The following is a 14,152-nucleotide window of genomic DNA, read 5'->3' as shown; positions in this document are numbered from 1 at the left end:
GATCTCGCGCAAAGCGCGTGTCTGATGACCTGTGCAAGAAACAATGGCTTGATTCGGCGGGACAATAGCCGGTTTTGGGGATTTTGCGAAAGACGGAATTGAATATGACGAAGGTCTATCTCGTCTGTTTTCGCCTTTGTGTTTAAGAAAGGTTGATGCAAATCTCTGAAACGTATAGTTTTCCCTCCGACCGGTCTGACCTGCTGTCGCATGCGCGTTCTTGTGATCTTTAAGAGCGTTTTGGGGGCGCATGGGTCAGCTGTTAAAAAAGAAACCTGAGAGTGATTAGGCTGTAGGGATCCCGTCATGAAAACGATGGAAATCAACAAGATCGTCGCCGGTGTTATCTGTGCTGTGCTTTTGGTCATAGTTGTTGGCAAGATTGGAAGTGCCCTTGTGCACCCCGATGAACTGGAATCGCCCGTTTACCCGTTCTCCGAAGAACTGATGGCCGGTGCTAGCGCGCCTGCCGCCGCACCGGCAGAGCCCGCCGGGCCGGAGCCGATTCTGACAATGCTTGCTTCGGCTGACCTTGCCGAGGGCGAGAAAGTCTTCAAAAAATGCGCATCATGCCACGACGTCGAAAAAGGCGGCCCGAACAAAACCGGCCCGAACCTTTATGGTATTGTCGGCAACGATTTCGCCCACAAGGGTGACTTCGCCTATTCCGATGGCATGGCCAACCATGGCGGGACTTGGGGCTGGGAAGAGCTGAACCACTTCCTTTACAAGCCGCGCGATTACGTTGAAGGCACGAAAATGAGCTTCGGGGGCCTGAAAAAGCCTGAGGAGCGCGCCGCAGTCATCGCATGGCTGAACAGCAAGTCGGATAATCCACTGCCTTATCCCGATCCGGCAGAGGCCGCGGCAGGTGAAACCACCGACGCAGCCGCAGATGCCCCGGCCGAAGCTGCGGAATCCAACGATGCGGCTGCTGAAGAAGCACCTGCGGCAGACACACCGGCAGAACCTGCAGCAGAGGGTGAAGCACCCGCCCAATAAAGGGCAGGAAAATTCACCGGATAATCGATTGATTTTTTACAGGGGACAGGTAACTGTCCCCTGTTTTCGTTTGCGGCCAATCATTTCAAGCAGGGATGCGTTTTAATGGAAAATCTCGATCACTTTCTGGAGATCTCCCACAAGCTGGCCGATACCGCCCGTCCGGTCGTGCACCAGTATTACCGCACCCCCGTAGCAGTTGACGTCAAGGCTGATGCAAGCCCGGTGACCATTGCCGACCGCGAAGTTGAAACTGCGATGCGTGCAATTCTGTCGGCAGAACTTCCTGATCACGGAATTCTTGGCGAAGAACATGGCCGCCACAATATCAATGCCGATTTTGTCTGGGTCCTTGATCCGATTGACGGCACCAAGTCGTTCATCGCGGGCAAACCAAGCTTCGCGACCCTCATTGCGCTGTGCCATAAAGGCGTCCCCATACTTGGCATCATTGATCAGGCCATCACGGATGAACGCTGGGTTGGGGTTATGGGGCGCCCGAGCACGATGAATGGCAACGAAATCAACGCGCGTGAATGCGAAACGCTTGATACCGCGACTTTCTTTACCACTGCCCCGGAACTTTTCCGAACCGATGCCTCGGCACGAGCCTACAAGGCAGTCTCGGAGAAATGCCGCCAGCCGATGTATGGCGTTGATGCCTATGCCTACGGTCTGGTTGCGCTTGGCTTTGCCGATACCGTGGTTGAATGCGGTTTGCAGGCATATGATTTTTGCGCCCTTGTTCCCGTTGTAGAAGGTGCGGGTGGCGTTATGACCGATTGGCAGGGCAAGCCACTTACGATTTTCAGTGATGGTGCCGTCATCGCGAGTGGCGACGCACGATGCCATCAGAATGTTCTTTCTACCATCCGGGCAGCAACAGCCTGATCTCTCTTCCAGCCCTTCGCTTTCCGCCTTTGATGTTTGGTATTTGCCTTGAATTGCGGCAATATATCCAATGAACCAATCAGTTAGGCTGTATCATGTTCGAATGGGTCATCATCCTTTTTCTGGGATCGGGACTGCTTTACGGGTTGCAGTCACGCAGACTGCAACGAAGCAATATATCTTCGCCCATGATGATGGCCTTGGCCGGGGCGCTAATCGCCGTACCGCTCGGCATATGGCATGAGGCACCGCTGGCCCCCTTTGCCGATCGCATCCCCTTCGCCACAAGTTTTTCCGAAATGACGCTGGCGATCATCCTGTTCCTTGATGCCGCCGTTCTTGATTACCGCAAGGAAAGGCCCGCCATCCGGCTTGCCAACCGGTTGCTTCTGATCGGTTTGCCGCTAACAATTGGTGTGACATGGGCCTTTATCATTGGCCTACATCCATCCGTTGGTGTCTTGCCCGCCCTTATACTGGCGCTGATCGTTAGCCCGACAGATGCAGCCCTTGGCCGACCGGTGATGGAAAACACCGCCGTCCCCGACCCGGTGCGACAGGGCATCAATATCGAAAGTGGTCTGAATGACGGGCTGGTTTTGCCGGTATTCACTGCGGTCGTATTGCTCGAGGCCGACCTTGTTGGCGAAAGCAGCAACAATTGGCTGACAGAGGCGGCGATTGAAATTTCCGTCGGCGCCGGGGTCGGGCTTCTGGCCGGATATTTCATCGGCCAGATCGTCAATCACGCGGTCACCACCAACACCATCATCGACCGCTTCGAAAGGTTGCTTGGCGTACTCGCTGCGCTGTTCATCTTTTTCCTCAGCGAAAAACTTGGCGGAAACGGCTTTGTTGCGGCCTTCGCAGGCGGCCTTGCGCTTAACATCTCGTCAGAACAGGTCCGCGAAACCATCGAAAGCTTTGGTGAAGCAGAATCAGAACTGCTTACCATGCTGACCTTCTTCATTTTCGGTCTGGTAGTCATACCGGCAGTATATCAGCTTTGGACATGGGAAATGCTGATCTTCTCGATCGTCAGTCTCGCGATCCTGCGCCCGCTTTGCGTCTGGCTTTGCATGATCGGCAGCCCCTACAGTCTGGCGGAGAAACTCTATATCGGCTGGTTTGGCCCACGTGGCATAGCGTCGGTTATTTACCTGCTGATCATGATCACCATGATCGATCCGAAGGGTTATGAGTCCCTGATTGCCGCCGCCGTCATGATCGTTGCCATCAGCGTAACCGCGCATGGCCTGTCGGCCGCCCCGCTTTCAAATATGCTGGTGCGTCACCTTGCCAAAAAAGGCGCCCGGTTCTGAGGATAACCCAGCCGGGCGCAAGTCTTGGTTTGCAGTAAGAGAGCTCTGGATGGAATATAAAATCCAGAGGGCCCGGTTACCAATCCGGACCAAGGACCTTCGCACCTGAATACGAAAGTCCGGCATCGTCACCCTTCCCAACCGGTTGGAAACGAAGGGTGACGAATTCGATAAATCACCGCTCGGTCAGTGCCAGCCGGACACCAAGTGCGATAAACATCCCGCCAAGCGAACGCTGCAGCCAGATAGCAAGCAATCCGTTACCCCGAAGGCGGGTCGCGGCAAATCCGATGGAAAACACCACGACCGTCTCGACACAAAAACCGATCACATTGACCAATGTGCCAAGCACCAGAAACTGAACCGCACCATCCCCCACCGCGGGGTCAACAAACTGTGGCAGAAACGCCATAAAGAAAATCGCGACTTTGGGATTAAGTACATCGATCATCGCGCCCTGACGCCACGCCTGGAAGGCTGTCATCGTCCGTATCGGAAACCGTTCTGCGGCTGATATTTCAGATGCCGCATCATCCGGGCCATGCTTGGCAAAACTGCTGCGCAAGGCACCAATCCCCAGCCACACCAGATATGCGACTCCCACCCATTTCACCACCGAGAATGCCAGTGCCGATGTCGCCAGAATGGCAGAAAGCCCAAGGGCTGCGGCAACCACATGCACAAAGGCACCGGAACAAACGCCAAGACTGGAAAACACCCCGATCTTGCGACCATGGATCGCGGTCTGCGCAGTGATATAAGCTAGATCCGGCCCAGGCGAGATATTGAGCAAAAGAGCTGCAATCAGAAATGGCGTGTACTGAATCAGAAGATCGGTCATCACGCATCGGCCTCCAGACAGTAATAAACCAGATCAATCGCAAGCGGCTTTACCCCGGCCTCGATCAACATGGAATGCAGTTGCCCACGGTGGTGTGTCTGGTGATTGAACATATGTGCCAAAATCATCTCGCGCGGCAGGGTATATGCGCCGGCCAGCATAGATTGATAGGACAAATCGCTTGCCAGTGTGCCCGCATCGAGTTGCTCGGTAAAAGCGATGATTTTGGCATCCTGTGCCTCGCGCACAGCGCGGAATTCGTCAAATCGGGCATGTAGCACGGTATCAAGTGCCAGACGTTCGGGCGTGCCGACCAGACGTCCCAGCCATAAACGATCTGCCACCAGAATATGGTTCAGTGTCCTGATGATAGACGGGAAAAAGGCCGCACGTGGCGCGGCAAGCGCACCGGCATCAAGGTCGGCACAAGCGTCGAGAACATGCTGGTTTGCCCACCTGTTATAGAGGGCCATCCGTTGAAAATAGGCAACACCGTTCATCGCATTTCATCCGTCGTCATCTCGTCGCAACACCTGTTAGTTCGAAGCCGTAGACATTATCTGGCCTTTGCGTCGCAGGGTGTTGACGCTGGCTTAGTGCCTGTTGTCTGCATCGCAATGACCGCCGGTTTGGGCATCCGCTTGGTCAGGATCACGATATTACCCAGCAAAGTAAGGCCGACGCCTAGAACGATATTGCTGTCCCAGATAAATCCCTCAAACCAGGTCGACAGCAAAAGCGCTACCACCGGAAACATGACGGAACTATATGCCGCACGATCCGGACCGATCTTGCCCAATAGTGTCAGGTAAGAGCCAAACGCCAGCACAGATCCGAACAGGGAAAGATAAATCAGCGCGGCAACAAAGGACGGGCTGGTATCAAAGGTAAACGGAATACCGGCAGCAAGGATGTATCCGATCAACAGGATCGAGCCATACATCATGCCATAAGCATTCGCCTGAAGAACCGGAATGCCGCGCGCCTGATTGCGCGCCGATGCCATATTGCCGAGGGATGCGATATAACTGCCCGCAAGCGAAACCAGCAAACCAACGCTACCACCTGCTGCCAGATCAAACATCGCCAGATCACGCGCGAACACCAGCGAAATTCCGCCAAGCCCGATTGCCGCCCCGATCAAAGTCCGTGTTTCGGGCCGTCGTTTGAAAAATATCGCACCATTAATCATGTTCATGATGACGATGGTCGAGAACACCACAGCCAAAAGGCCCGAGGTCAAATGGGCGCTGGCGATGTAAATCAACACATAATTCAATGAAAACAGGCACACGCCAAGGGCGGCCATGAATACATGATCACGCAGGGAATAACGCATTGGCAGGCGGCGGATCACGCACCATGCCATCAGAATTACTGCCGCCAGAACAAACCGATAGGCAACAGCCAGTTCCGGCCCGACCGAAAGCTGGTACTGGATCGCGATCCAAGTGCTTCCCCAGATCAGAACGACAGCGCTATATAATCCAAGCGGGCCCATAACGGCACTCCAACGAAATCAATCGCTGGAATTTAGGGCAGTTTGCGCCATTCGCACAAACCAGCAAAACTTATCTATCAATTAGATAGGCTAATCCCTTTGCCAATCCATGCTCAGGATTTGTCGGACTGTCCTGCTTCTGTCCGCACCGGTCCGACATCATCATCTCCGCCGTCATTGGCTGCCACTTCAATGCCCGACATGTCCTCGACCGGCTCTGTGATTTCATCGGAATCAAGGACATCATCACCACGCTGCTTGCGCATTTTTTCACGCAGTCGACGGCGCTGCCATTCCTTCCATATTGCCAGCAATTCTGTCCGCGAATGGAACATCGGCAGATGCCGCTTCGGCTTGACCGGCTTCTGTTCGACCGCCATGCCAACTTCGACAATTTCGTGTGTGTCATCGATCCGGCGAACAATCAGCTCAACCATACCATAGGCAACCCGATCCCCGGGTTCGATATCCCCCGAAAGATTGCGCTCGAGAATTTCGGCAACGGTTGCCTCTTCGTCCTCTTCCTTGACCGCAAAGCCATAAAGACGACCGACATCGGCGATACGCGTATCGGGAGGAAAACTGAAATCACCAAACAGGTCGATATCATTTGCCCCTTCGGCCGGACCGGCAAACAATTGATCAAGCAGTTCGACATGGCGTGGCGGGGTAATAATATAGACCTGATCGCCACCTTCAATCCGCCCGGCACTGTGCGGGCGTAACGATTTGCCATCCCGCAGGATCAGGCTTGGCCGTGCCCAGCGCGGAATACGGTGACCCGTTGCCACTGCACTTTCATCATGAACGCGATAAACAACGATCTCCTGATTGGCGTTGCCCGGCAGCTCAAGGTCAATACGATCCACCGGCCCATGTCGCGGCGGAATCATAATGCCAAGCCACCGCGCCATCAGCCGGATCGTCCACCCCTGCAAAAGCAGCGATGTGATTACAACAATAAATGCCGTGTTGAACAGCAACTGTCCGTATTCGACGCCCTCAACCATCGGTACGATCGCAAGCAGGATGGAAACCGCCCCGCGCAAGCCGACCCATGAAATGAAGGCGGTATCGTTGCGTGAAAAGTTAAAGAACATCAGGCAAAGCCATACCGCCACCGGGCGCGCGATAAACACCAGCACCAGTGCCAGAATAACACCCGGAATGACCACTTCGCCAAACTGTGACGGGGTTGCCAGCAGGCCCATAGTGACAAACATCGCGATCTGCGCCAGCCATGTCGTGACATGCTGAAACCTGCGCACACCAACGCTCATGCGCATCTGGCTGTTGCCAGCATAAAGACCGGCAACATAAACCGCCAGAAATCCACTGCCACCAACGATACTTGTCGCACCAAACAGGCTGAGCGCGCAGGCAAGCGTGACAATGGGAACAAGGGCCGGTTCAAGCTTGACCCGATTGATCATCTGGACGATGGCCATACCACCCAGAAGTCCCAGAATACCGCCAAGCCCGATTTGCAGGACAAACCGTTCAAGCAATTCCAGTGCAAGGTTGTCCCCGCCCCCCTGCATGATCAGTTCGACCAGTGAAATGGTCAGAAACACCGCCATGGGATCGTTCGAACCGGACTCGACTTCAAGCGTGCTGCGCGTGCGATCACGCAAATTGATCCCGCCAACCCGCAGCAGGAAAAACACTGCCGCCGCATCCGTCGAACTGACAATCGCCCCGAAAAGCAGTGCCACCAGCCAGGGCACATCCAGCACGAGCCACGTGACCCCGCCAACCACCCCCGTGGTCAGCATGACCCCCACCGTCGCCAGTACAAGCGACGGTGCTGCTGCAATTTTCAAGGTTCGAAGCTGGGTTTCAAATCCACTGTCAAACAGGATCATCGCAAGCGCGATAGACCCGATAAAATAGGCTAGCGGCGCATTATCGAAATTAATGCCGCCAATCCCGTCTTCTCCGGCCCCAAGACCGACAAACAGGAACACAAGCAGCAATGGTGCCCCAACCCGGAAACTGATCAGGCTGGTAAAAACAGCAACAACAACCAGAACCGATGCAATCAGGATCACCAGATTCATCGATTCGATCATATTTGCGTCTCCATCCTGTTTGTCATTACCCGTGGAACAGGCCCAAAGGCCCGTCAGGTTCCTGTCGCACGCCAGTTACGACGGGAAAGTTTGAAATGCGTTACCGCAACACGCCCGCAACGATGGTTTAAAACGCCCAAAGGCGGCATTCTTGCGGCAAAATTGCCCGACATTTGGTCAAATATCAGGCAACTGGAATTATGTACTCCTGCCGCTCAGAGTGTGACACAACCGATCACTTATCTCCATCAAGCGCCGCCGGAACAAAGCCGGTTTCTTTGGCCGTAGACAAGGCAATTTCCGGAATAACCTCCACCACGCCGGGGACTTCCTTGATCGTATCAGTCACAAAGCTTTCAAGATGTGCCGTATCGCGTAGCCGCAATTTCAACAGGAAATCAAACCGCCCTGTCATGTGATGGCATTCAAGAACCTCGTCCGCCTTGATCAGCGACTTGACCAGCTTCTTGTTTCCCTTTGCCGGATCGGTCCGTAACCAGACCATCGCGGTAAGAGCGCGACCGATGGCATGTCCATCAACTTCAACGCGGTACGCCTTGATCACCCCCTGCTCGCGCAGTTTACGTACACGGTCATTTACCGCCGAAACAGAAAGGCCGACCTTCGTCCCCAGTGCCGAATAAGACAAAGACGCGTCATCCTGCAAGATGTCGATCAACTTGCGATCAATGGCATCCATAAAACATCCCCCTGAAGAATTTTTATCAATATCAGACGATCTTACACGAAAACTGTGTGCGCATGAAACTTTCGGCCAACCTTTTGGATAAATGGTAGGACTATTTCACCGATCAAGGCTGGATTTTTTATAAAATCGGCCTTATTCGTTGATGATCATGCACCTTTTTCGTGTTTCTCCGGATGACGATGCGCTTCGCGGCGCCCTTTTAATGACCGGTGCTGCAATCCTTTTTGCGGCGATGGCAGTGCTTATCCGCTACATCACACGCGAAGTTCATCCGTTTGAAGCAGCCTTTTTCCGGAATCTGTTCGGGTTGATACCGATGATTCCCTGGATGTTGCGTGACCGGTTTGTTGGTCTGCGCACGCTTAAACTGAAACTGCATTTCATTCGGGCGGTGATCGGGCTGGCCGGAATGCTGTGTCTGTTCTCGGCCCTCGCAATCGCCCCTGCCGCACAGGTCATCGCGATCAATTTCACCGTCCCGATCCTGACCACCATCCTTGCAGCCCTTATCCTGCGTGAGACCGTCCGGGCGCGCCGTTGGTCCGCCGTGGTTCTTGGGTTTGTCGGCGCCATGATCATCGTGCGCCCAATTGGCCAAACTCTTGAAACCGGCGCAATTCTGGCCCTGTTGGCGACCCTGTTTACCGCCTGTGCCGTGACGACGGTCAAAATGCTTTCACGCAGTGAAAGTGCCAACGCCATCGTGACCTGGATGGGCATGATCATGACGCCCCTGTCTCTGATCCCGGCAATTTTCTATTGGCAGCAACCAACATGGCAGCAACTCGCCATCCTTCTTGCTATCGCCATTCTCGCAACTGCCGGGCAGCAGCTTTTTGTGCGTGCCAATCGCGCGGCTGACCAGTCCTACGTCATGGCGTTTGATTTCCTTCGCCTGCCATTTGTTGCCGTACTTGCCTTCATCATGTTTGGTGAAACGGTTGATTTCTGGACCTGGGCCGGGGCATCGCTGATTATTGGATCAACACTTTACATCGCGCGACGCGAAGCTGTTCTGGCAAGGAATGAAAAACGCCGCCGCCGCATGCCGACAACAGCAGCAGCCGACTCACAGGCCATTCCGGTCACCAAGGCCAAAACCATCAATCCGCCTGAAGACACCCCAGAAGACAATACAGGAAACAGAACGGGCCGCATCGATGCGTAAGTGGTTCAACAGCCTGCCGCCCTATCTTCAGGCATCGGTTTTCGCCGTGATCGCATCACTTATGGCAGCCCTGTTTTCGGTCATTGTACGTATGGCGACCCGCGAGATTGATCCGTTGCAGGCGGTCTTCTTTCGCAACTTCTTCGGGCTTCTTTTTATCGCCCCCATCGCACTCAGATCCGGTTTTGCTCGGCTGAAAACACACCGCATGCCGATGTTTCTGCTGCGTGCGTTCCTATCGATGGGTGCCATGAGCTTCTGGTTTTCAGCCCTTGCCTATATGCCGCTGGCCGAGGCGACGACGCTGAACTTTACCGTGCCGCTTTTCGGAACGATCCTGGCTGCAATCTTTCTGGGTGAAACGGTCCGAAAATACCGTATCGCAGCCCTTTTTGCCGGTTTCGTTGGTGTCATCATCATCATCCGCCCCGGCAGCGAAACAATGCAACTGGCCAGCCTACTGCCGATTGCGGCGGCCCTCTGCATGGCAAGTGCCGGATTGACCATCAAGTCGCTGGCCAGAACTGAAAACAGCACCACCATCGTGCTTTACATGATGCTGCTGACCACGCCACTAACGCTGGTGCCCGCCCTTTTCGTCTGGCAAACCCCAAGCCTGCAGGTATTGGGGCTGATGGCGCTGGGCGCCTTTATCGCCAACATCACCCAGATTTGTAACACCAACGCATTTCGCATCTATGATTACAGCTTTGTCGTCGGGTTCAATTATCTGCGCCTGCCGTTTGTCGTCGTCATCGCATTGGTGATGTTTGGCGAAGTCCCGGAAATCTGGCTTCTGCCCGGTGCGGGTCTGATTATCGGATCCGCACTGTTCATTGCGCGTCGCGAAGCCAAACTTGCCAAAGAAGCCAAGCGAATCAATCGAGGCCCATCACCTGCGGCAAGTGATCTTGACCCGCCACCCGCGCGCGAAAATCACTGATCGACCATTCAAAGGAACAAGTATCTCATGAAAAACTGGTTCAAGAATCAATCCGCCCCGGTTCAGGCCAGTTTTTATGCCCTTTCTGCGGCCATCCTTGCCGCTTGCTTTACCCTGACAATCCGCTTTGCCACGGCTGAAATCCATCCCTATCAGTCGGTATTCCTGCGTTTCCTGTTTGGCCTGATAATGATTGCACCCATCGTGATGCACCGTGGCCTTGGCGAACTGCGCACGAAACGCCTGCCGCTTCTGGGATTGCGTGGCGTATTGTCGGCGACCGAAATGTGCCTGTGGTTTATGGCCGTTCTTTATCTGCCACTGGCCGAGGCCACCACGCTGAACTTCACCGTGCCGCTGTTTGGCACCATTCTGGCAGCCCTGATTTTGCGCGAGACTGTGCGCATTCATCGCTGGCTGGCTGTTCTTGTCGGGTTTGTCGGTGTCGGACTGATCATCCAGCCGGGAACCGCTGCCATGCAACCGGCCAGTCTTTTGCCGATTGCCGCAGCCATCTGTATGGCAAGTGCCGGCCTGATCACCAAACGGCTGGTTGCAACCGAAAGCACAACCGCCCTTCTGTTTTATCTGATGCTGATTACAACCCCGGTATCCCTGGTTCCGGCCCTGCTTGTCTGGCAAACGCCAAGCTGGCCGGTACTGGGCCTGATGGCGCTTGCCGCACTCATGATGAACGTCATGCAGGTATGCAATGTCAAAGCCCTGCAGTTGGCTGATTACAGTTTCTTTGTCGGCTTTTCCTATCTGCGTCTGCCGATCATTGCCATTCTGGCCCTGATGCTGTTTGGCGAAATTCCCGATATCTGGATATTGCCGGGCGGGGCACTGATCATCGCAGCAGCAATCTATGTTGCCCTGCGGGAGCGGAAAATCGGCAAATCTGTCACAGCAACCGTCCCCGATATCGCAGCACAAGACCCGGTTGCCAAAACACCGGAAGGCCGTCATTCCGGCCCCTGACACAACAGAGTCAAATGACCTTGCTGGATAAACAAATAATTTGGTATAGAATTACCTATTATTTTTCACCGGACTGAATACAGGGAATTTGAAGCCATGCAGGTCAAGGGATCTATAGCCATTGTCACCGGGGCTGCGTCCGGTCTTGGAGCTGCCACTGCACGTGTTCTTGCCAGCGCCGGGGCAAAGATCGCGGCCTTTGATCTGAACGAGGCCGGAGCCAAAGCCACAGCCGCCGAACTGGGTGGAATTGGTTACGGTGTTGATGTGTCAAACGCTAAAAGTGTCGAGGACGCGGTTTCGGCTGTTATCGAAACACAAGGCATTCCATCCATTCTGGTAAACTGTGCAGGTATCCTGCAAGGCGAACGCATCGTCGGACGCGAAGGTCCGGCTGACCTTGATGCCTTTGCGCACGTGATCAACGTCAACCTGATCGGTACGTTCAATATGATGCGTGTTGCCGCCACCGCGATGAGCCGCAATGAACCGACCGAGGGCGGTGAACGCGGTGTTATCGTCAATACCGCATCCATCGCCGCCTACGAAGGCCAGATCGGGCAGGCCGCCTATTCGGCATCCAAGGGCGGCGTTGCCGCAATGACCCTTCCGGCAGCACGCGAACTGGCCCGTCATGGCATCCGTGTCGTTTCGATTGCGCCGGGTATGTTTGGCACCCCGATGGTCACTGCCCTGCCCGATGAAATGCAGCAGGCGCTGGCGTCAAACATTCCATTCCCGAAACGCCTTGGCGATCCGGCAGAATATGGCCGACTGGCCCTGCATATCTGCGAAAATGAAATGATCAACGGCGAAACCATCCGGATCGATGGCGCGGTCAGGCTGGAACCCAAATAAGCCATCGCTGCCACGAAAAACGCCCTGCCAGTCCCACAATGGCAGGGCGTTTTCTTTCTGACGCATCCCACAGCTTAGTGCGATACAACCGTTTCGGCGAAGGTCGCCAGATCGATATCCTTTTGCGTCACGCCACCCGCATCATGCGTTGTCAGCGTAACCCCGACCTTGTTGTAGACGTTGAACCATTCCGGATGGTGGTTCATCTTTTCGGCCTGCATCGCAATACGCGCCATGAAACCGAATGCCGAATTGAAATCGCCGAACATATAAATCTTGCCGATTGATAACCCGTCTTCTGCCAGATCCCATCCATCCAGCTTGGCAATTGCGGCTTCGATGGCGGTTTTGTCCAGTTTGCTCATTGTGACCTCCTGCATTTTCGTTGCCCTATTGGACCATAAAATCAGTTTGTGCCCAACAACCGATGCACCCTGTCGCGCAAGACCGGCAAAAGGTCGGCTTCGAACCACGGGTTCTTTTTGATCCAGCCGGTATTGCGCCAGCTTGGATGAGGCATCGGCAGTAATCCGTCTGGCAAATATTCGTCAAATCGATGCACCGTTTCAGTCATGCTTTTTGCACGGCGCGGGCCAAGATAACGTTCCTGCGCATATTGCCCGATCAGAAGTGTCAGGCCGATATCAGGCAAATGTCGTAACAATTGATCATGCCATGTCGGGGCACATTCGGGGCGCGGCGGCAAATCGCCGCCACGTTCAAACCGGCCGGGATAACAGAATCCCATCGGCATGATTGCAAGTTTGGCCGGGTCATAGAAATCCTCGACCGTCATTTGCAGCCAGTCGCGCAACCGGTCCCCCGATGCATCGTTCCATGGCAAGCCGGTTTCATGCACCCTCGTCCCCGGGGCCTGCCCGATCACAAGGATTTTCGCACCTGCCGCCATCCGCACAACCGGACGCGGCCCCAGCGGCAACGCACCTTCGCATATCCGGCAGGCCCGGACATTGACCAAAAGATCATCAAGCGCCGGGTCATCACCCGGCGGATCGATTTCGGGAAGTTCGCCGGTCACTCCGGCCATTGCATGCTCCTGCTTTGTTGCTTCTGCCTATGCGTCGGAAATCTCGCCACCGGCAACCACCCATTCCTCGGTCAGAGCATCGCGATACCATTCGACCATCTCGGGAAGGCCAAGGATTGCTTCCATATAAGCATTGCCAACAGGATCAAGCGACACGCCATAAGTTTTGAAACGGGTCACAACCGGTGCAAACATCGCATCGGCAATCGAAAAATGACCGAACAGAAAATCACCGCCCTGCCCGTATTGGGCCCGGCAGGTTTTAAAAATCTCACCAATTCGCGCGATGTCCTTCTCAACGCCCTCTCCCCGACCACGGCCCGGAAGGCTTTTGCGTAAATTCATCGGCATATTGCTGCGCAATGCGGTAAACCCGCCATGCATTTCCAGTGAAACCGACCGCGCAATCGCGCGCACATCAAGATCAAGCGGCCATAGCATGGCATCTGGCCTGCTATCGGCGAAATATTCCAGAATGCTTAATGCCTCCCAAATGGTTTTGCGGCCATCAAACAGGGACGGAACCTTTTTGCTGGGCGAAAAAATCTCGGCCTTGGCATGCCATTCCTCGGTATAAAGCGGGATCAGCTTTTCCTCGAAATCAATCCCGGCCACGCGCAGACCAAGCCAGGCACGAAGCGACCAGGAAGAATAATTTTTATTGCCGATATAAAGAACGGGGCGCGTTTCCATTGCGGTATCCTTTATCAAACGGATGATGGTGGCAGACCACTATCGGGGCTTCCAAAATTCGGTTCAAGACCGTTGCATCGCTGATTTTCGTTTGCCGTTTTACCGTACCCGAACGTCTTCTTT

The 14,152-nt window shown here is 54.6% G+C and carries 15 protein-coding genes; 7 read left to right on the top strand and 8 right to left on the bottom strand.

Annotated features, from left to right (window positions below; all coding sequences use genetic code 11):
• Positions 1-306 precede the first annotated feature (306 nt).
• The 3 genes from AUP42_RS08960 to AUP42_RS08950 all read left to right on the top strand — a co-directional run bounded on the left by AUP42_RS08960 (position 307) and on the right by AUP42_RS08950 (position 3,215).
• Positions 307-1,002 (top strand): c-type cytochrome, encoded by a 696-nt coding sequence (locus tag AUP42_RS08960; protein ID WP_062951083.1) that lies wholly within the window; start codon positions 307-309, stop codon positions 1,000-1,002.
• 105 nt (positions 1,003-1,107) lie between these two features.
• Positions 1,108-1,893, top strand: a complete 786-nt coding sequence (hisN, locus tag AUP42_RS08955; protein WP_062951082.1) for a histidinol-phosphatase — start codon at positions 1,108-1,110, stop codon at positions 1,891-1,893.
• A 95-nt stretch (positions 1,894-1,988) separates the two neighbouring features.
• Positions 1,989-3,215, top strand: coding sequence for a cation:proton antiporter (locus AUP42_RS08950; RefSeq protein ID WP_062951080.1), 1,227 nt, complete (start codon positions 1,989-1,991; stop codon positions 3,213-3,215).
• A gap of 175 nt (positions 3,216-3,390) precedes the next feature.
• On the opposite strand, the gene AUP42_RS08945 is transcribed toward AUP42_RS08950, so the two are convergent.
• The 5 genes from AUP42_RS08945 to AUP42_RS08925 all read right to left on the bottom strand — a co-directional run bounded on the left by AUP42_RS08945 (position 3,391) and on the right by AUP42_RS08925 (position 8,329).
• Positions 3,391-4,056 (bottom strand): LysE family translocator, encoded by a 666-nt coding sequence (locus tag AUP42_RS08945; RefSeq protein ID WP_062951078.1) that lies wholly within the window; start codon positions 4,054-4,056, stop codon positions 3,391-3,393.
• Positions 4,056-4,556 carry a DinB family protein gene (locus AUP42_RS08940; protein ID WP_062951077.1) on the bottom strand — a complete coding sequence of 167 codons (501 nt, stop codon included), beginning with the start codon at positions 4,554-4,556 and terminating at the stop codon, positions 4,056-4,058. The genes AUP42_RS08945 and AUP42_RS08940 overlap by 1 nt, the downstream gene beginning before the upstream one ends.
• 56 nt (positions 4,557-4,612) lie before the next feature.
• Positions 4,613-5,557, bottom strand: coding sequence for a DMT family transporter (locus AUP42_RS08935; protein ID WP_062951076.1), 945 nt, complete (start codon positions 5,555-5,557; stop codon positions 4,613-4,615).
• Positions 5,558-5,670: 113 nt separating this feature from the next.
• Positions 5,671-7,629 carry a potassium/proton antiporter gene (locus AUP42_RS08930; RefSeq protein ID WP_062951075.1) on the bottom strand — a complete coding sequence of 653 codons (1,959 nt, stop codon included), beginning with the start codon at positions 7,627-7,629 and terminating at the stop codon, positions 5,671-5,673.
• A 235-nt stretch (positions 7,630-7,864) separates the two neighbouring features.
• Positions 7,865-8,329, bottom strand: a complete 465-nt coding sequence (locus AUP42_RS08925; RefSeq protein ID WP_062951068.1) for an Lrp/AsnC family transcriptional regulator — start codon at positions 8,327-8,329, stop codon at positions 7,865-7,867.
• 151 nt (positions 8,330-8,480) lie between these two features.
• On the opposite strand from AUP42_RS08925, the gene AUP42_RS08920 reads away from it, so the two are divergent.
• The 4 genes from AUP42_RS08920 to AUP42_RS08905 all read left to right on the top strand — a co-directional run bounded on the left by AUP42_RS08920 (position 8,481) and on the right by AUP42_RS08905 (position 12,288).
• The gene (locus AUP42_RS08920; RefSeq protein ID WP_062951065.1) at positions 8,481-9,506 is read left to right on the top strand and encodes a DMT family transporter; all 1,026 of its coding nucleotides are present in this window, start codon (positions 8,481-8,483) and stop codon (positions 9,504-9,506) included.
• Positions 9,499-10,449: a DMT family transporter gene (locus tag AUP42_RS08915; protein WP_062951063.1), complete on the top strand. Its 951-nt coding sequence runs from the start codon at positions 9,499-9,501 to the stop codon at positions 10,447-10,449. Before AUP42_RS08920 ends, AUP42_RS08915 begins: the two co-directional genes overlap by 8 nt.
• Positions 10,450-10,476: 27 nt before the next feature.
• A complete protein-coding gene (locus tag AUP42_RS08910; RefSeq protein ID WP_062951062.1) occupies positions 10,477-11,430 on the top strand; it encodes a DMT family transporter in 954 nt (317 codons plus the stop codon).
• 96 nt (positions 11,431-11,526) lie between these two features.
• Complete coding sequence (locus AUP42_RS08905; protein ID WP_062951061.1) at positions 11,527-12,288, top strand: SDR family NAD(P)-dependent oxidoreductase; 762 nt, start codon at positions 11,527-11,529, stop codon at positions 12,286-12,288.
• A 74-nt stretch (positions 12,289-12,362) separates the two neighbouring features.
• Here AUP42_RS08905 and AUP42_RS08900 read toward each other — a convergent pair whose 3' ends face one another.
• Genes AUP42_RS08900 through AUP42_RS08890 form a run of 3 tightly spaced genes read right to left on the bottom strand, consistent with a single transcriptional unit; the run spans position 12,363 to position 14,029 of the window.
• On the bottom strand, positions 12,363-12,653 hold the full coding sequence (locus AUP42_RS08900; protein WP_082824716.1) for a 4a-hydroxytetrahydrobiopterin dehydratase: 291 nt from the start codon (positions 12,651-12,653) through the stop codon (positions 12,363-12,365).
• A 41-nt stretch (positions 12,654-12,694) separates the two neighbouring features.
• Entirely contained in the window at positions 12,695-13,336 is a 642-nt protein-coding gene (locus AUP42_RS08895; RefSeq protein ID WP_062951058.1) for a uracil-DNA glycosylase family protein, read from the bottom strand.
• A 27-nt stretch (positions 13,337-13,363) separates the two neighbouring features.
• Positions 13,364-14,029 (bottom strand): glutathione S-transferase family protein, encoded by a 666-nt coding sequence (locus tag AUP42_RS08890; protein ID WP_062951055.1) that lies wholly within the window; start codon positions 14,027-14,029, stop codon positions 13,364-13,366.
• Positions 14,030-14,152: the final 123 nt, after the last annotated feature.

It is taken from the genome of Thalassospira lucentensis (assembly GCF_001613805.1).
In the GTDB taxonomy this organism is placed as follows: Bacteria; Pseudomonadota; Alphaproteobacteria; order Rhodospirillales; family Thalassospiraceae; genus Thalassospira; species Thalassospira lucentensis_A.
The sequence above is the reverse complement of the archived record's forward strand: the minus strand, read 5'-3'. Positions and strand labels throughout refer to the sequence as shown.